We start from the raw sequence: 17,872 nt of genomic DNA on the forward strand, positions 1-17,872 counted from the left end.
TCTGCAACTGTTTTGAATAAACCAGTTCTTTTTAATAAATACAGGAGTTTTACCATGAAAAAGATCTTATCACTTTCGGCACTTTCTTTAGCGTTTTTAGGCCTATCTGGCGCAGCTCAAGCTGAAATGGATGCACCAGGCATTTATGTAGGTGCAGGTTACGGCCAATACTCTATTCAATTTGAAGACCGCGAAAATGACATTGATTTTGATGATGACTCAGCGGTACTAAAAGGCTACATCGGCGCGCAATTTAATCGCTACATTAGCCTTGAGTTAGCCTACCAAAATTTTGATGAAGCTAACGACATAGACAACAACGCCGAAATTGATGGTTTGTCACTTGCCGCGATTGCGTCTTTACCACTAACTGAAAACCTTTCAATCTTTGCTAAAGGCGGGTGGTTTGAATGGGACGCTGATGTGAGTGCAGATATTCCGGCAGTAGGCACGGTGACGTCTTCACAGGATGGAGGAGACATTTTTTACGGGGCAGGCTTGCAATATTCGTTTACTAAAAACATCCAAGCCCGTATCGAATATGAGCGTTTTGAACTAGAAGATGACATTGATCCTGATTTAGACGTGGCATCGGTGTCAATTCAGTACATGTTCTAACTATTACGATGACAACACCAAGGGGCACCAAGCGGTGCTCCTTTTTTTTGCATCGTAAAACAATCATAAAGCGTAATTTTGAGGTGGTATGCCTCTTTATTAGCAGGTAGACTTTTAGCATGATTTTTCAAGCCAGTGATGCGTGATGCCCCACCCTCAATCTGCCACTCGCGCAGTGCTTACTGTTAGTAAACTAAACCGCTTAGCCAAAAATGTGCTAGAAACCGAAATTGGACAAATTTGGTTGTCGGCAGAAATTTCTAATTTTGTCGCAGCAAGCTCAGGGCATTGGTATTTCACCTTAAAAGATGAACGAGCGCAGATAAAAGCCGCCATGTTTAAAGGCGCCAATCAACGTGTTAGTCAACGCCCTAAAGAAGGCGACAAAATTTTAGTACGTGCCAATATCAGTTTATATGAGCCACGTGGAGACTATCAGCTAATCGTTGATTTCATGGAGCCTGAGGGTGAAGGTCAGCTCAAACAACAATTTGACCAATTAAAAATCAAATTGGCCGCCGAGGGATTATTTGCGCACCAACAAAAACAAGCCTTACCAGAAGCCATTTCAAAAGTGGGGGTGATAACGTCTGCCACTGGCGCAGCTTTGCACGACATTCTTACGGTACTTAAGCGACGTAACCCCGCCATCGAGGTGGTAATTTACCCTACCCAAGTGCAAGGTGAGGCGGCGGTAACTCAAATCTGCCATGCCATTCAAATAGCGAATAGGCGCAAAGAAGTGCAAGTGTTGATTGTAGGCCGCGGCGGTGGCTCACTCGAAGACTTATGGTGCTTTAACCATGAAAATGTTGCCCGTGCGATTTTCAACTCGACGGTTCCCATTGTCAGTGCGGTCGGGCATGAAGTGGATGTGAGCATAGCCGATTTTGTCGCTGACTTGCGTGCTCCGACCCCCTCTGCAGCCGCTGAATTAGTCAGCCGCGATCAAAGCGCTTTAGTACTCGCGATTAATACCCTGCAGCAACAATTAAGCAAACGTTTTCGTGCTAGGTTAAACGAGCTAGGCTACGAGCAAACCTTGATGTTGCAACGATTGCAGCGTAATCATCCACAAAAACAACTTGAGCAAAAATTTCAAGCGGTGGATCAATTGAGTCAGCGCTTAGAAAAAAATATGGTCGCGCGTGTTGCCACAGAAAAGGTCAAACAACAAAATCTAAGCGAGCGTTTAAGCCTGAATAATCCGCAAAAAGGGGGAGCTCAGCGGCTCAAATCAGTCAATGAGTTTGAGCAACGCTTGCTGAATCAATGGCGTAAGCTGCTTGAAAATAAACATCAACGATTAGCCAATGCGGGGCAACTGTTAGATACCGTTAGTCCACTTGCTACGCTCGCGAGGGGTTACAGTATTAACTTTAAACAGCAAAAGATTGTGAAAAGTGTCAGCCAGTTAAATCAAGGCGATAAACTCACTACTCGTTTTGTTGATGGTGAGGTGAACAGCGAAATTTTAAGCATAAAGCCAGATAAGTAAACGCAACGAAGGGCATGACTCTACGGCGATACTCGGTTAAAGTAAGCCAGTAAGGTTACCATTAAACTACAAAAGGCAAGTCCGTTTAAACATGAAACGCAAGTGGTTTACCCATTATGTATTGATAACAGTGCTTCTGCTAAGCCAGTGGTTGACTGTGTCTGCGATGGCGTGCCCACTCGATGTCAACACCAGTTCATCAACGAGTATGACGGCGGAGTCCCCCGACATGCCCTGTCATGAAATGCCTCAAAGCACTGCAAACAATCAAAATCACTCTGAGGCAGACGATGAATGCTGTGCATCAGATTGCCACTGCCCAAGTAGTGCCTGCTTCACTGTATTGTTACTCAATTGTGCTCATCACAAGGCCCGCAAAATGAGTAACACCCTACTTGCGCATTATCAATTTTCTAGCCTAACTACCTTTATTCAGCAACAGCAAAAACCCCCTCAATCGATTTAACTCACCCTAGATCTATCTAATTTTTAAGGGCCTTTTCGTCCTCATAAATAAACCAAACTTCCAGGGGCACCATTATTTTTGGGTGCGCTGGTGAGAAAGAGAATCGACCATGTTTTACTCTACCAATTTACCTATCGCAGCTAGTTTTTTTTGCAAGGTTTGTTATTTAAGTTTTTTAGTACTGCCCTATACCGCTAATGCAGCTGAGCTGAGCTTGTCGCAAGTCCAGCAACTTGCTATAGAAAATGATCCGTGGCTGGCTGGAAATCGTTTGCAAGAACAAGCACTCATCGCAAGCAGTGATGCTGCTGCAACCTTGCCCGACCCGCTTATCTCTGTTGGCCTGGCTAATTTACCCACTGACACCTTTCGATTTAATCAAGAGCCCATGACCCAATTCAAAGTTGGGCTGAGCCAACAGTTGTCCCGTGGTGACAGCCTTAGCCTTAAAAGACAGCAAATGCGTCAACAGGCTGCGCAACACCCCTATTTACGCCAAGACAGACAGGCCAAAATTAAGGTGATGGTAGCAGAGTTGTGGTTAACGATGGTCAGTACCCAGCAACGCATCAAGATCATTGAACAAAGTCGACCTTTGTTTTTGCAACTCGTTGAAATCGTCGAAGCCCATTATTCGTCAGCTCAAGGCAGCACGCGTCAACAAGATATTGTCAACGCACAACTTGAACTGGCACGTTTAGAGGACAGACTGAGTGCTTCAATAGCCGATAGAGCAACCAACCTAGCCAAACTTAGCCAATGGCTGTATACAGGGGTGCAATTAAACAGCCAGTGGATTGATATGGATATGCCCGACTACAACCGGGCATGGCCAAGCCTACCAACCCTTGAACCAGCTATTGAACACCTGTTGAGGCAACAAGATCGCAGTGCATTGGCTCAACGTTTAGCCCAACATCCTGCAATATTGGCAATCGAGCAACAAATTAAGGTATCACGCAGTGCCATTCAAATTGCCCAGCAACAATATCAACCTCAATGGGCCGTTAACGCCAGTTATGCCTTGCGGGATAATGACCCCATAGGAAATGACCGCGCTGACTTTTTTTCGATTGGTGTGAGTGTGGATATCCCTTTTTTTACTGCCCAAAAACAAGATAAGGCGCTGCTCGCTTCGCGCCTGCAAGCTGAGTCAGTAAAAACCGATAAATTACTCGCGCTGCGTTCTTTGCTAGCGCAATTGCAGAGTACTTGGCAAACTTTCGACAGTATCAATCAACGTATCGAACACTATGAAACCAAGATCTTACCGCAAATGGCAGAACAGTCTGAAGCCGCTTTAACGGCCTATACCACTGATGATGGTAATTTTAGTGATGTTATGCGCGCCAACATTGCCCAGCTCAATACCGAACTTGAATTAATTCAACTACACACTGCCCATGCATTAAGCCTAGTGCAACTCGATTACTATTTTAATGATGCAGCAGCCTCGACTGACCGCATAAACAACACTCAAAACAGAGGTGAGCAACCATGAAGATCATCAATACTGGCATCGGTGGCATCGTGGTGGGTAGTGCACTGACTTTCACTATGTTGCAATGGTCATCAGAGCCAAGTCCAGCAGACACCCATGAGCAACAGCCCTTATATTGGGTAGCGCCGATGGATGCGAATTATCGGCGGGATAAACCTGGCAAGTCGCCTATGGGCATGGAGCTAGTGCCGGTGTTTGCTGAGCAGCAGAAAAACGCCGATGAAGGTATCGTCAAAATCAAACCCCATGTCGTCAATAATTTAGGGCTTCGAAGCGCCAAAGTTAGCCGTGAACGTTTATATCTCAGTATCGAAACTGTCGGATATGTGCAATACAACGAAGATTCGTTGGTGCATATTCATCCGCGGATTGAAGGATGGGTAGATAAACTGTATGTCACCACAACGGGCCAGCAGGTAAGCAAAGACGAGGCGCTGTATGCGCTTTACTCGCCACAATTAGTGAATGCGCAAGAAGAGTTTTTACTGGCACAAAAACGCCAAAACACCAGTCTAATAGAAGCCTCAACCGCCCGACTGTTAGCCTTGCAAATGCCGTTAAAAAGTATTGAAAAACTGGCTAAAACTAACCAAGTGCAGCAAACGGTAATTTTTACTGCTCCGCAATCTGGAGTAGTAGATAACCTAAATATTCGTGAGGGATTTTACGTTAAACCAGGCACCACCTTATTGTCGATTGGTGCCTTAGACGAAGTATGGGTAGAAGCTGAAATTTTTGAGCGCCAAGCGGCAATGGTAAAAGCAGATTTAAGTGCCACCATGACCCTTGGCTTTTTGCCCGGGGAATCATGGCATGGAAAACTGGATTATATCTATCCCACTCTCGATCCCCTAACCCGCACCGTAAGAGTAAGATTGAGGTTCGACAACCCGCAGCGCAAGCTTAAACCCAACATGTTTGCACAGATTAGTATTCAAGCTCTATCTCAAACGCCTACTTTAGTTGTGCCCCGTGAAGCTGTGATACGCACAGGTAAACAAGACCGCGTAGTATTAGCCTTAGGTGATGGCCAATTTAAGTCTGTTGCCGTGCAACTTGGTATGCTCAGTCACGACAAAGCACAAATACTAGCAGGACTTGCAGAGGGCGATACCATCGTCACCTCAGCGCAATTTCTACTTGATTCAGAAAGCAGCATTAGCTCTGACTTTAAACGTATGGAGCATAAAGAGCATGTATTCCATCAACCAGTCATGGCTGACATGGCGATGGCTGACAACATGAACCCCGATGTACCCAGTGCGATGGTGAATGGCACTATTGTGAATATTGATAGTGAAGGCCGTATTTTAACGATCGCCAGAGACGCTATTGAAAAATGGCAGCGCCCCGCTACCACCATGGATTTTACCTTAGCCGACCACCTCAGCATTAATGACTTAGCACCTCAACAACGTATCCATTTTACCTTTGAAATACACCAAAATGCTGAGCAAGAAAGTGAATTTATTATCGTAAAGCTGATGATCATTGATGAGGGTGACAGCTTATGATTGAGCGTATTATTCATTGGTCGGTGACCAACCGTATTTTTGTTTTACTGTGCACCGTGATAATGATTGGTGCCGGACTCTTCGCCATTAAAAATACGCCAATAGACGCCATTCCAGATTTATCTGATGTGCAGGTCATCATTAAAACCTCCTACCCCGGGCAATCCCCACAAGTAGTAGAAGACCAAGTCACTTACCCCCTAACCAGCGCTATGTTATCCGTACCTGGTGCCAGTACAGTGAGGGGGTTTTCGTTTTTTGGCGACTCGTATGTTTATGTGATTTTTGATGACAAAACCGATGCGTATTGGGCTAGAAGCCGTGTATTGGAGTATTTATCACAAGTATCTGGCACCTTACCCGATGCCGCCAAACCGCAAATAGGCCCTGATGCGACTGGCGTAGGCTGGGTGTATTTATACGCTTTGGTTGATCGCACCGGCCAGCACGATTTAAGTCAGCTTCGGGCCATTCAAGATTGGTTTTTAAAATTTGAATTGCAAACCGTACCGGGGGTTTCTGAAGTGGCAAGCCTAGGCGGTATGGTCAAGCAATATCAAGTCACGGTTGACCCAAATAAATTGCGAGCCTACAACATACCGCTTAGCCATATTCAACGGGCGATCACTCAAGGTAATCATATCGTCGGCGCCTCAGTAATTGAAATGGCTGAAGCTGAGTACATGGTTGTTACCAATGGCTACATTGAAAACCTAGAAGACTTAGCCGCGATTCCTTTGGGTCTCAATGCACAAGGCACCCCCTTACAGTTACGTGACGTAGCCGATATTCACTTAGGCCCACAAATGCGCCGCGGGATCGCTGAACTCAATGGTGAAGGAGAAGTGGCCAGTGGCATTATTGTCATGCGTTCTGGCGGCAATGCTCAGCAAACAATTGAAGGGGTAAAGGCAAAATTAAAGCGTTTACAAGCCAGCTTGCCCAAAGGTGTTGAGGTGGTTACTGTTTATGATCGCTCCGAACTGATTAGCAGTGCGGTTAATAATTTATGGTCAAAACTGGCGGAAGAATTATTGATAGTGGCCTTAGTATGTGCGGCTTTTTTATTTCATTTACGCTCATCCTTAGTTGCTGTCATCAGTTTACCCCTTGGCATACTCATGGCCTTTGTGATCATGTATTGGCAAGGTATCAACGCCAATATTATGTCTTTGGGCGGTATTGCGATTGCCATTGGCGCCATGACCGATGGTGCCATTGTATTGATTGAAAATATGCATAAACACATTGAGCGTACGCCGCTGACACCTGAAAATCGCTGGCATATTGTGGCTAAATCTGCCAGTGAAGTCGGCCCTGCGCTATTTTTTAGCTTACTGATCATTACCGTAAGCTTTTTACCTGTGTTTATTCTTGAAGCCCAAGAGGGCAAGATGTTTGCCCCGCTGGCCTATACCAAAACCTTTGCGATGGCCGCCTCAGCAGGTTTAGCTGTTACCCTTATTCCAGTGTTAATGGGTTACTTTATTCGCGGCAAAATACTAAGCGAAAAACGCAACCCACTTAACCGCGTATTGGTCGCTTTATACCTGCCTCTGCTGCATAAGGTATTAGCTTATCCAAAAACGACACTCATGGTTTTTGTACTTGTGGCGATGGTTGGCTTTTACCCCTTGACTAAATTAGGCACCGAATTTATTCCACCTTTGGATGAAGGTGACTTGATGTACATGCCTACTACTTACGCAGGACTGTCGGTGGGTGAGGCGCGGCAAATATTACAACAAACCGACAAGTTAATTTATACCGTCCCAGAGGTTTTAACGGTATTTGGCAAAATTGGCAGAGCTGACACAGCGACCGATCCGGCGCCGCTGACCATGATTGAAACCTTTATTCAATTTAAACCTAAAAATCAATGGCGAACCGGTTTAACCACCGAGCAATTGAGGGACGAACTCAACCAAGTTGTGCAATTTCCAGGTTTAAGCAATGCTTGGGTCATGCCCATTAAAACCCGCATTGATATGCTCGCGACTGGGATTAAAACCCCTGTTGGCATTAAGGTAGCTGGTGGCGATCTAAATGTCATTCAAGGTATCGGACAAAAAATAGAAAAGATATTGGGCGCCTTGCCTGGCACGGCCTCTGTTTATGCAGAAAGAGTAGCAGGAGGACGCTATATCAAAGTCGATATTAACCGTGATTTAGCCGCTCGTTACGCGTTAAATATTGCCGATGTGCAACAAGTTGTCGCCACCGCTATTGGTGGTTTGAACGTCAGTCAGTCGGTTGAGGGCTTAGAGCGTTATCCTATTAATCTGCGCTACCCGCAAGATTATCGAGATAGTCCCGAACAGTTGGCACTCCTGCCTATTGTCACCCCATCGGGCCAGCATATCGCACTGGCTGACGTGGCTAAGGTGTACATAGAAGATGGCGCGCCTGGCATAAAAAGTGAAAATGCTCGGATCAATGGCTGGATCTATATCGACCTCGATGCCAACACAGACATTGGTGGCTATGTCGACCGTGCAACTCAAGCCTTAGCCAACTCGTTAACGTTACCTGTTGGTTATAGCTTAAGCTGGGCAGGTCAATACGAATATATGCAAAGAGCTAAACAAAAGCTGGCTTATGTAGTGCCTCTTACCTTAGCCATTATTATAATTTTATTGTATTTGAGCTTTCGTCGTTTGGCTGAAGTGGTGATGATCATGCTCACTCTGCCCTTTGCCCTAATTGGCGGTTTGTGGCTAGTTTATCTGCTGAATTTTAATTTATCAGTGGCAGTTGGCGTCGGTTTTATTGCGCTGGCGGGTGTGGCTATTGAGATTGGGGTTCTGATGGTGGTGTACCTCAATCAGTCTTATCAGCAAATACAGTCGGCTTCGCCTGATAGCGCCTCACCATTAAATAACAAACAACTGATCCAAGCTATTGAGCAAGGTGCAGGGATGCGCATCAGACCGATAGTGATGACTGTGGCCACTGTTATATTAGGTTTACTGCCTGTGATGGTGGGCTCTGGTACGGGCTCAGAAATTATGAGCCGCATCGCTGCGCCCATGGTAGGCGGTATGTTCAGCGCTTTACTGTTGTCACTCATTTTGGTCCCCGTCGTTTATATGCTTTGGCAGCAATTTTTAACAAAAAGTACTAAAAATAAGCAACCCAATACTTAGATATCTAGATGGCTAAATGTTAGAGTTTTTCCTTCAATGGGCGCACTGATGTTAACGGGAGTAAATGTCAGTGCCAACTTTCACACAAGGGAACGAACATGAAACTTGAGTCACTCGCATTACATCACGGCTACGAATCAGAGGCGACAACCAAAGCGGCCGCGGTGCCTATTTATCAAACCACCTCTTATACCTTTGACAATACCCAGCACGGCGCTGATTTATTTGACTTGAAAGTCGCTGGAAATATTTACACTCGTATTATGAACCCAACCACCAATGTGCTAGAGCAGCGCCTAGCGGCAATTGAAGGTGGTATTGGCGCTTTAGCAGTAGCCTCAGGCATGGCTGCAATTACTTATGCCATTCAGGCGCTCACTCAAGTAGGCGATAACATCGTCAGTACCAGCCAATTATATGGCGGAACGTACAATTTATTTGCGCATACTCTGCCACGTCAAGGCGTTGAAGTACGCATGGCTGCCTTTGACGATTTTGCCGGTTTAGAGGCTCTGATTGATGACAACACCAAAGCGCTTTTTTGTGAATCTATCGGTAATCCAGCAGGGAACATTGTCGATTTACAAACCTTAGCGGACATTGCCCATAAACATGGCGTGCCATTAATCGTAGATAGCACCGTAGCGACGCCAGTTTTATGTCGGGCTTTTGACCACGGCGCTGATATTGTGATCCACTCGTTAACTAAATATATCGGCGGCCATGGCACCACCATTGGTGGAGTGATCATTGACTCGGGTAAATTTGATTGGGTAGCCAATAAAAAACGTTTTGCGCTGCTGAACGAACCTGACCCATCGTATCACGGTGTTGTGTACACCGAGGCGTTTGGCCCTGCCGCCTTTATTGGCCGTTGCCGCGTAGTGCCCCTGCGAAACACCGGTGCTGCCCTTGCGCCGCAAAGTGCATTTTTGCTACTACAAGGTTTAGAAACCCTAAGCTTAAGAATGGAGCGCCATTGCAGTAATGCTCTAGCCTTAGCCAAATACCTAACACAACACCCTGAGGTAAGTTGGGTTAACTATGCCGCCCTGCCCTCTAGCCCTTACCAAGCAAATTGCCAAAAAATCACTGGTGGCAAGGCCTCTGGTATCATTAGCTTTGGCATTAAGGCGGACTCACCAGAGCAGAGCAAAATAGCAGGTGGCCGTTTTATCGATGCTCTGCAAATGATTTTACGCTTAGTGAATATTGGTGATGCTAAATCGCTGGCCTGTCATCCAGCAAGTACCACTCACCGTCAGCTCAGCCCTGTAGAGTTGGCGAAGGCGGGGGTATCAGAAGATCTTGTGCGCATATCGGTCGGTATAGAACATATCGATGACATCATTGCCGACGTCAGCCAAGCCTTAGACAAAGCCACGGCTTAATCGCGCATCACACTAAACGCCATCATTAGGTGGGGTTTAGTGGTCATCGTGTGATGTAGAATACGAATCCAAATTCTTACAGCTTTAAATTTCCCTGAGCCATTTTCTAAACGCCGTTCGTGAAACAGTCAAATACCCAAGGACTTGCGGTTCAAATAACCAGCAAAATGTGTTTACTATAGTGCGTAACTCATCAACAAGTTGTTTGCCTATCTAACCCTAAAGGACACGAGCATGTTTGATCACAAAAAAGCCACCGAACTCGTCTTAACTTCCCTGGTCGCTGATACCTATTCATTGGGGCCGCATTGGATTTATGATGCCAAAGAATTAGATGCACTTGATATTGATTGGCAACAACTTAATGACGCAAAAGCGAAGTGGCATGAAGGAAAACATGCAGGTGATTTTACCCATTATGGTGATCAAACATTATGGCTATATGAGTTTTTACAAGACAAAAACCATTTTGATGTAGGTGAGTACATCGCATTTTGGCAAATAAAAATGGCCACTTACAAGGGCTATATTGACGGGGCAATGAAAGGCACTTTGGAAAATATACAGGCCGGCATTACGCCAACAGGTTCATCTTCAACCGACACCTCTATTGTCGGCAGAATCGCCCCCTTATTGTTAGTATCAGACTCAAGACAAGGTTTTTTAGAAAACGTCGTGCTCTTTGTGAGCAGTACCCATAATGCAGATGAAATCATTGCGCCAGCGACCTTTTTTGCTGATTTATTAGTCGAGGTGCTCTCAGGCAAAGACGTCGTTCAGGCTATTTCACAACTAAAACCGCAGTATAATACGAACATTCAGCGCTACGTTGAGCAAGGTATAAGATCATCCTCAGATGACACCATTGACGCTATACGAGAATTTGGCCCCGCCTGTGGAATTGAAGGCGGATTTCCGAGCATCATTCACCTGTTAACAAAGTACGATAAACTCGAAGACATGCTCATTGCTAATGCCAAAGCAGGGGGAGATACCAGTGGCCGAGCGATGATCGCTGCCATTATTTTTATGGCCCCAAGTACCAGAACAATAAATGATATCCCTTCGGCATGGTTAAGGTTAAATACTACCTTACTATGAGCACTTTTCTTAAAACATATAGTGTTAGAGTCGATTAATACTGCCCTTACGCTGTCGAGTCCTTTATAATCGCGCCATATTGTAAAGAGAAAGATGACACATGTTCGAAGAACTCGATTTAGACGAAGATTTATGCCGTGCGGTAGCCGAATTAGGTTATAAAGAGCCTACCAGTATTCAGCAATTAGTGATCCCTGCGGCAATGGAAGGCAAGGATATTCTTGCATCAGCACCAACTGGCACCGGTAAAACCGCCGCATTTTTACTGCCTATTTGCCAATTTTTATTAGATTACCCTAGACGCGAACCGGGTTCAGCTCGTGTGTTGATTTTAAGCCCTACGCGAGAATTAGCCTTACAGATTTTTGAACAAGCCAAGGCCATTAGTAAATATTGTCCTCATATTAACTGTGGGGTTATTACTGGCGGCATCAACTACGGAACTGATTTAGATTTGTTAGAAGGCAACCTCGACATATTAGTCGCCACGCCTGGCCGTTTGTTCGAACATATCGAAACTGAAAAGTTTGATTGTCGCGATATTGAGTGTTTGGTGTTAGACGAAGCCGATCGCATGCTCGACATGGGTTTTTCTGCGGTAGTCAACCAAATTGCGGCTGAAGCTCGTTGGCGTAAACAAAGCATGTTGTTTTCTGCCACACTAGAAGGCAATGGTATCGCTCGTTTTGCCAATGAATTATTAAATGAAGCAGTAGAGCTAACTGCCGATCCAAGCCGAAAAGAAAATGCAAAAATTCATCAGTGGCTGCATTTAGCCGATGATGCAAAACACAAATATGCCCTGTTGTGCCATATTCTTACCCACCAAATTGAATCTGCCGTGGTGTTTGTCAAAACCCGCGATCGTTTAAACGAGCTTAAACAATTGCTTGAGCGTGATGGCTTTGCGGTGGCGTGGTTACAAGGTGAAATGCCACAAGATAAACGTAATGACGCAATGCGCCGATTCCGCGAAAAAGAAGTGAAAATTTTGGTGGCTACCGATGTTGCCGCCCGGGGTATCGACGTTGACGATATTAGCCATGTGATTAATTACGATATGCCTCGCACTGCTGATGTGTACGTGCACCGTATTGGTCGCACCGGCCGTGCTGGTAAAAAAGGCACCGCGATTTCTTTAATTGAGGCTCATGATATTGCCATAGTGCCTAAGATAGAACGTTACACTAAACAAGCCCTTAAACGCCGCGTGATTGATGAGCTTAGACCTAAACACAAAGAAGCCAAAATATCTAAAAAGCCAAAGTTAAGCGCTAAAGTGAAAAAAAGCTTGGGTAAAAAAGTCAAAACAAAAGCGAAAAAGAAAAAGGGCCGTGGGAAAAAATCCCCCGAGGCTTAAGGTTTCTTTCTAATACCCCCTTCATTAAAGGATAGTCGTGAGTCAAAAAGTCGTATTAGCCACCGGTAATAAAGGCAAAGTGAAAGAACTGAGTAATATGCTCAATGCTTTTGCTTTAGATGTTGTGGCGCAAAGTGAATTTGACATTGGTGACGTGGCCGAAACGGGCACCACCTTTGTAGAAAATGCCATCATCAAAGCGCGTCATGCTGCCCGTATAAGCGGATTACCCGCGATTGCTGATGATTCTGGCTTAGCAGTTGACGCGCTGGGTGGCGCACCTGGGGTGTACTCAGCTCGCTACGCAGGTGAGAAAGCTAACGATGATAGCAATATCATTAAATTACTGGCTGAGATGAAAGACGTACCCACAGCAAAACGCCAAGCCCGTTTTTTGTGTGTCTTGGTTTATTTGCGCCATGCAGATGATCCCACGCCCCTTATTTGCCAAGGTGAATGGCATGGCACAATAACAACCAAAGTGATGGGCGTAAACGGGTTTGGCTATGATCCAATCTTTTGGCTAGCTGAGCAAAATTGCAGCTCTGCTCAGTTGAGCCCTGAGCAAAAAAATGCCTTAAGTCATCGTGGTAAGGCACTAAAATTACTCGTTCAGGCAATGGAAAGTCAGCTTGCTTAATACGACTATTCAGACACCGAGCCTACAGTTACCGCCGCTTTCTTTGTACATTCACATTCCGTGGTGTGTACAAAAATGCCCCTATTGTGACTTCAATTCTCACGGTCAAAAACAGCACGTTTTACCTGAAGCTGAATATGTGAGTCATTTACTAGCAGACTTAAGCACCGATGCTTTGCTAATTGGTGATAGAGCCATCCACAGTATTTTTATTGGGGGTGGTACACCGAGTTTGTTTAGCGCCCAAGCCATCGATAAACTCTTAGCTGGCGTACGACAACGCGTAAATGTACGTCCTGATGCTGAAATCACCCTAGAGGCCAATCCAGGCACGGTCGAAAGTCAACGTTTTGCTGACTATGTGCAAGCCGGTATAAATCGTATTTCTATCGGAGTGCAAAGCTTTCAAGCCGACAAATTACTTGATTTAGGCCGTATTCACGATGATGAACAAGCCCGTAAAGCAGCGAAAATTGCTCGAAGCGTGGGTTTAAATAGTTTCAACATTGACTTGATGCACGGCTTACCCAAGCAGCACTTAGTGGATGCACTATTTGATATTCAACAAGCGATTGAACAACAACCTCCGCATTTGTCTTGGTATCAACTGACCATCGAACCGAATACTCAATTTCATTCAAAGCCGCCCAAGCTGCCGCAAGATGAATTACTGTGGGATATTCAAGAACAAGGGCATGCCTTACTTGAGGCTGCAGGCTACGAACAATACGAAATTTCTGCTTACAGCAAAAAAGGGCAGCAGTGCCAACATAACCTCAACTACTGGCGTTTTGGTGATTATTTAGGGATTGGGTGCGGTGCCCATGGCAAAATCACTCACGCCGATAACAATCAAATATTGCGAACGGTTAAAGTAAAACATCCAAAAGGCTATATGGATTTGACTAAATCTTACACCGTCAGTTCTCATGCTGTTGAGCCCAGTGACTTACCCTTTGAGTTTTTTATGAATCGCTTACGCTTGGTAGAAGCCTGTCCTAAAGCGGATTATACGCGCTATACCGGCCTCGCCATTACCCCAGATGTGCAAGATAATCTCGACAAGGCGATACAAAAAGGCTTGTTGTCAGAAACGCCTTCTCATTGGCAAGTGACGCCCTTAGGTCGGCGGTATTTGAATACTCTGTTAGAAGTATTAGTGTGAGGTAAAGCCACTAGGGCTTATGAAATTGCCCCTAATGTAGATTTCTAGCCCTGTTTTCTCAGTTATCTGGAGGTAGTAATGCGATTTAAATCACTAACATTATTCTGTATCGCAGGCTTACTTTTCAATGCCAGCCTTTGTGCCCAATCCGTTGAGAGTATCAAGAGCAGTGTTGATGCGATCAATGACAGCCTATCAACAAGCAAACTCTCTGACGCACAGCAGGTCGCCGTCAAAGAACAGGTAGAGCACGCCCAAGCCTCGCTAAATGAAGCGGCAGCGGCGGAAAATCAGTTACTTCAATATGAAAATACCGCTGAAAACATCGATGAAAAACTCACAAAATTAGCCACTGAAACACAAAACATCAAGGCCGAGTCAGCCAGTTCACTGAAAAATCAGCCACTTGAGCAACTCGATAATAAACTCATGTTGTTGCAGGCAAAACAAACCAATATGCTCACGCAATTTGATGAACTGCAGCAACAAAAAACCCTCTTGAGCCGCCGCCCTAATGCCATAAGCGACGAGTTAAATTCTACAAAAAATGAAATCGACCTAACGGTTGAGGCCTTAGACAAAAAGCCAGTTGGTAATGATGAACTGGACGTACAAAGTCATATTGTAGCGCTGCAGGCCAAACTGCTAAATTTGCGCAGCAAAGTGGCTCTGCTAGAGCGTGAAGTCGCCACCATTCCCGCTAGACAAGCTTTGGTAGACGCGCAAGTTGCCCAACTTAAAAAGCAATTAGAAGTGGGTGAAATAGACATCCAACAAGTTCAAACTCAACTTGAAAAACAGCGTACCACTGGGGCTAATCTCGCTATCGCAAATGCCAAACGGGATGTGCAACAAACTGAAGGTTCAAGCGTATTAAATACCATCGCGAAAGAGAATCTTAGCCTGGCCAACAATTTACAAACGATTGTACTGAACACTCCGCAAATTGATGACAACAGCTTACGATTAAGGCAACAACAGCAAAACATTAAACAATCATCACAGATTGTCAGCCAAATTTTAGCTACCGGGCAAATTACCGACGAGCTTGGCATATTATTACACCGCCTACGGTCTGGCTTACCGCAAGAAAGCCCACTTAGTAATCGTTTAGAAAACATCAATGAAGAAATTGTTAAACATCAACTTAACCTGATCGTTTGGCAAGATAACCTGCGCACGATCAACGAAACAAAGCCCTACATAGCGCTTGTATCAGCCAAAAAAAGTAACGCCCTCAGCACAGATATTAACAAGCTATCTCAACAGGAAATCAGTACTTTAGGGAGCTTAAAGACGTCTCAAGCGGTTTTACTCCAGCAGTTGATAGACGCCGCTAATAATCAACTTGAAAATTTGGTCGACGAAAAATTAATGATTGTTGACGTTAAAAACAGTACCGCTGAACTAAAAGCCCTTCTTGATAGACGTTTGGTATGGCTCCCCTCTTATACACAGCTTGCCGATAACGTACTGCCTTATTTGATGACGAGCTTGCAATGGTATGCCGACAGCGCATCATGGGCGCAAGTGGGTCATGACCTTTGGCAAGGCATCAATAAAAATACCCTTTTAAGCCTAGTGGCGGTATTTTTATTTGCCCTATTACTATTACTTCGCCCTGTATTAAAAAAATCCTTGGGCCGCTTAAGTATGCATATTGGCAATGTAGGTAAAGATACCCATTGGGCAACGCCTTTAGCCCTATTCGAAACTATTATACTGGCGCTACCGTTACCTTTGGCGATTGGCGCGATTGCCGGATTAATCAGAGCCGGCGCCGACGACAATGTATTTTCAAATGCGATAGTGACCGCCTTAGCTGCGGTTTCAAGCTTAAGCTTAACCTTGTTATTTTTTCGCTCGATGTGCCGTAAAAACGGGATTTTTGTTGCACATTTTGCATGGAGTGATAAAGCTCGTGCCAAACTAGGTGAACTTTTAACGTGGTTTGCCTGGTACCAAGGACTAGCCACCTTTATCTTTGCTTCTGCCATGGCCAGCAATCAAATAGAATTGCGCTACGGCATAGCCATCTTCGCGTTTATTACGATGTCATTGGGTATTGCTATATTTAGTTTTAGCTTTTTCAAACCCAAAACTGGCGTAGCCGTTAATATCGTTGGCCATAGCCCTAAATCGCTGCTGTCGCAACTGGCCTTTCCCGTCATGGTTATCGCGCCAGTTTTAATCGGATTAATGCCCCTTATTGGCTTTTTTGATACCGCTGTTGAGCTGCTCACAAAGCTGTTTCAATCAGGTGTGGCACTCATTTTTGTCTCCATATTTTATGGTATTGCCATGCGGGTTTTGATGGTGGCTTACCGCCGTTATTTATTGCGTAAAGCCAAAATTCGCCGTGCTAAACAAGAAGCCCAGCGCGCTCAACAAGAAGAAAAAGCGGCCAGTGGAGAAGCGGTTCCCGAACTTATTCCTGACAGCCCCAGTGATAATCAAGAAGCCGACCGCAAAATGCGAAAGAGTGCGATGGGCTTATCAAGTTTACTTTTTATCGCCGGTTTATGGTTTATCTGGTTACCCCTGCTACCCGCCCTTGGTATCGTCAACGAAATTGTTTTGTGGCAAAAAGACATGACGGTGGATGGTATTCCGAGCAGCGAAGATGTGACGCTATGGAACATTATCGTTTCGTTACTCTTTTTACTGGGGGGCTTCATCGCGGCTCGAAACGCCAGAGGCATGCTGGAGATCAGCTTTTTCGACAAAGTCAGTCTTGACCCAGGAGCCCGTTATGCCGCAGTGACTATTTTAGGTTATGTCATTATGGGTACCACACTGGTATTGGGTTTAAGTCAACTCGGTATCGATTGGTCTAAATTACAGTGGATAGTGGCAGCGCTCGGTGTAGGGCTCGGCTTTGGTTTACAAGAAATTGTGGCCAACTTTGTCTCTGGTTTAATTATTTTGTTTGAACGCCCGGTCAGGGTCGGCGATACCGTTACCATTGGTGATTTAAGTGGTACGGTAAGTAATATCAAAATTCGAGCGACGACCATTACCGATTTTGATAATCGAGAAGTCCTTTTGCCAAATAAATCGATCATAACCGAGAACGTCACGAACTGGACACTACATAATCCAGTAACACGACTCGTAGTTAAAATAGGCATTGCTTATGGCTCAGATACTCGGGCGGCAAAAGACCTGTTACTTGGTGTACTTGAGGCGCATCCTGACGTGCTAACCAACCCAGCCCCAAGCGTATTTTTCACCAACCATGGTGAAAGCTCATTGGATTTTGAATTACGTATTTTTGTCGACAGCCCGGCAAAACGGCTGCCGGTGACCCATGAGATCAATACCTTAATTAACGAAGCTCTTAGCCAAAATGGCTTTGAAATTCCCTTCCCACAACGCGATATTCATATTATTGGCGCAAGTCCTAATCCATTGCCAGAGGACAAAGCTGTAAATACAGAGCCATTAGATAATAAGAAGTAAAGTTTGTGCT

General features: G+C 45.1%; 12 protein-coding genes. All 12 read left to right on the forward strand.

Annotated features, from left to right (window positions below; translation table 11 throughout):
- Positions 1-54: 54 nt before the first annotated feature.
- The 12 genes from ACEN2L_RS03530 (at position 55) to ACEN2L_RS03585 (ending at position 17,862) form a co-directional block, all read left to right on the forward strand.
- Entirely contained in the window at positions 55-618 is a 564-nt protein-coding gene (locus tag ACEN2L_RS03530) for an outer membrane beta-barrel protein (RefSeq protein ID WP_306023641.1), read from the forward strand.
- 145 nt (positions 619-763) lie between these two features.
- On the forward strand, positions 764-2,116 hold the full coding sequence (gene xseA, locus ACEN2L_RS03535) for an exodeoxyribonuclease VII large subunit (protein ID WP_441741746.1): 1,353 nt from the start codon (positions 764-766) through the stop codon (positions 2,114-2,116).
- A 91-nt stretch (positions 2,117-2,207) separates the two neighbouring features.
- Positions 2,208-2,582 carry a hypothetical protein gene (locus ACEN2L_RS03540; RefSeq protein ID WP_441741747.1) on the forward strand — a complete coding sequence of 125 codons (375 nt, stop codon included), beginning with the start codon at positions 2,208-2,210 and terminating at the stop codon, positions 2,580-2,582.
- A 109-nt stretch (positions 2,583-2,691) separates the two neighbouring features.
- The gene (locus tag ACEN2L_RS03545; protein WP_441741749.1) at positions 2,692-4,083 is read left to right on the forward strand and encodes a TolC family protein; all 1,392 of its coding nucleotides are present in this window, start codon (positions 2,692-2,694) and stop codon (positions 4,081-4,083) included.
- Positions 4,080-5,597, forward strand: a complete 1,518-nt coding sequence (locus ACEN2L_RS03550) for an efflux RND transporter periplasmic adaptor subunit (protein ID WP_441741751.1) — start codon at positions 4,080-4,082, stop codon at positions 5,595-5,597. Before ACEN2L_RS03545 ends, ACEN2L_RS03550 begins: the two co-directional genes overlap by 4 nt.
- Positions 5,594-8,743, forward strand: coding sequence for an efflux RND transporter permease subunit (locus ACEN2L_RS03555; RefSeq protein ID WP_441741753.1), 3,150 nt, complete (start codon positions 5,594-5,596; stop codon positions 8,741-8,743). The genes ACEN2L_RS03550 and ACEN2L_RS03555 overlap by 4 nt, the downstream gene beginning before the upstream one ends.
- 98 nt (positions 8,744-8,841) lie before the next feature.
- Positions 8,842-10,134, forward strand: coding sequence for an O-acetylhomoserine aminocarboxypropyltransferase/cysteine synthase family protein (locus ACEN2L_RS03560; RefSeq protein WP_441741754.1), 1,293 nt, complete (start codon positions 8,842-8,844; stop codon positions 10,132-10,134).
- Positions 10,135-10,368: 234 nt separating this feature from the next.
- Positions 10,369-11,235 (forward strand): ADP-ribosylglycohydrolase family protein, encoded by an 867-nt coding sequence (locus ACEN2L_RS03565; RefSeq protein ID WP_441741756.1) that lies wholly within the window; start codon positions 10,369-10,371, stop codon positions 11,233-11,235.
- A gap of 100 nt (positions 11,236-11,335) precedes the next feature.
- Positions 11,336-12,595 (forward strand): ATP-dependent RNA helicase SrmB, encoded by a 1,260-nt coding sequence (gene srmB, locus ACEN2L_RS03570; RefSeq protein ID WP_306023650.1) that lies wholly within the window; start codon positions 11,336-11,338, stop codon positions 12,593-12,595.
- A gap of 37 nt (positions 12,596-12,632) precedes the next feature.
- Entirely contained in the window at positions 12,633-13,235 is a 603-nt protein-coding gene (locus ACEN2L_RS03575; RefSeq protein ID WP_441741758.1) for an XTP/dITP diphosphatase, read from the forward strand.
- Positions 13,228-14,400, forward strand: a complete 1,173-nt coding sequence (gene hemW, locus ACEN2L_RS03580) for a radical SAM family heme chaperone HemW (protein WP_441741760.1) — start codon at positions 13,228-13,230, stop codon at positions 14,398-14,400. The genes ACEN2L_RS03575 and hemW overlap by 8 nt, the downstream gene beginning before the upstream one ends.
- A gap of 78 nt (positions 14,401-14,478) precedes the next feature.
- Positions 14,479-17,862, forward strand: a complete 3,384-nt coding sequence (locus ACEN2L_RS03585; protein WP_441741762.1) for a mechanosensitive ion channel domain-containing protein — start codon at positions 14,479-14,481, stop codon at positions 17,860-17,862.
- The last annotated feature ends 10 nt before the right edge of the window (positions 17,863-17,872 follow it).

This window comes from Flavobacterium sp. W21_SRS_FM6 (genome assembly GCF_052119645.1).
GTDB lineage: Bacteria > Pseudomonadota > Gammaproteobacteria > Enterobacterales > Alteromonadaceae > Paraglaciecola.

Excerpts from the sequence above, each read along its gene's own strand:
- ACEN2L_RS03530 (WP_306023641.1), top strand. The coding sequence starts at position 55 with ATGAAAAAGATCTTATCACTTTCGGCACTTTCTTTAGCGTTTTTAGGC.
- xseA (WP_441741746.1), top strand. The coding sequence starts at position 764 with ATGCCCCACCCTCAATCTGCCACTCGCGCAGTGCTTACTGTTAGTAAA.
- ACEN2L_RS03540 (WP_441741747.1), top strand. The coding sequence starts at position 2,208 with ATGAAACGCAAGTGGTTTACCCATTATGTATTGATAACAGTGCTTCTG.
- ACEN2L_RS03545 (WP_441741749.1), top strand. The coding sequence starts at position 2,692 with ATGTTTTACTCTACCAATTTACCTATCGCAGCTAGTTTTTTTTGCAAG.
- ACEN2L_RS03550 (WP_441741751.1), top strand. The coding sequence starts at position 4,080 with ATGAAGATCATCAATACTGGCATCGGTGGCATCGTGGTGGGTAGTGCA.
- ACEN2L_RS03555 (WP_441741753.1), top strand. The coding sequence starts at position 5,594 with ATGATTGAGCGTATTATTCATTGGTCGGTGACCAACCGTATTTTTGTT.
- ACEN2L_RS03560 (WP_441741754.1), top strand. The coding sequence starts at position 8,842 with ATGAAACTTGAGTCACTCGCATTACATCACGGCTACGAATCAGAGGCG.
- ACEN2L_RS03565 (WP_441741756.1), top strand. The coding sequence starts at position 10,369 with ATGTTTGATCACAAAAAAGCCACCGAACTCGTCTTAACTTCCCTGGTC.
- srmB (WP_306023650.1), top strand. The coding sequence starts at position 11,336 with ATGTTCGAAGAACTCGATTTAGACGAAGATTTATGCCGTGCGGTAGCC.
- ACEN2L_RS03585 (WP_441741762.1), top strand. The coding sequence starts at position 14,479 with ATGCGATTTAAATCACTAACATTATTCTGTATCGCAGGCTTACTTTTC.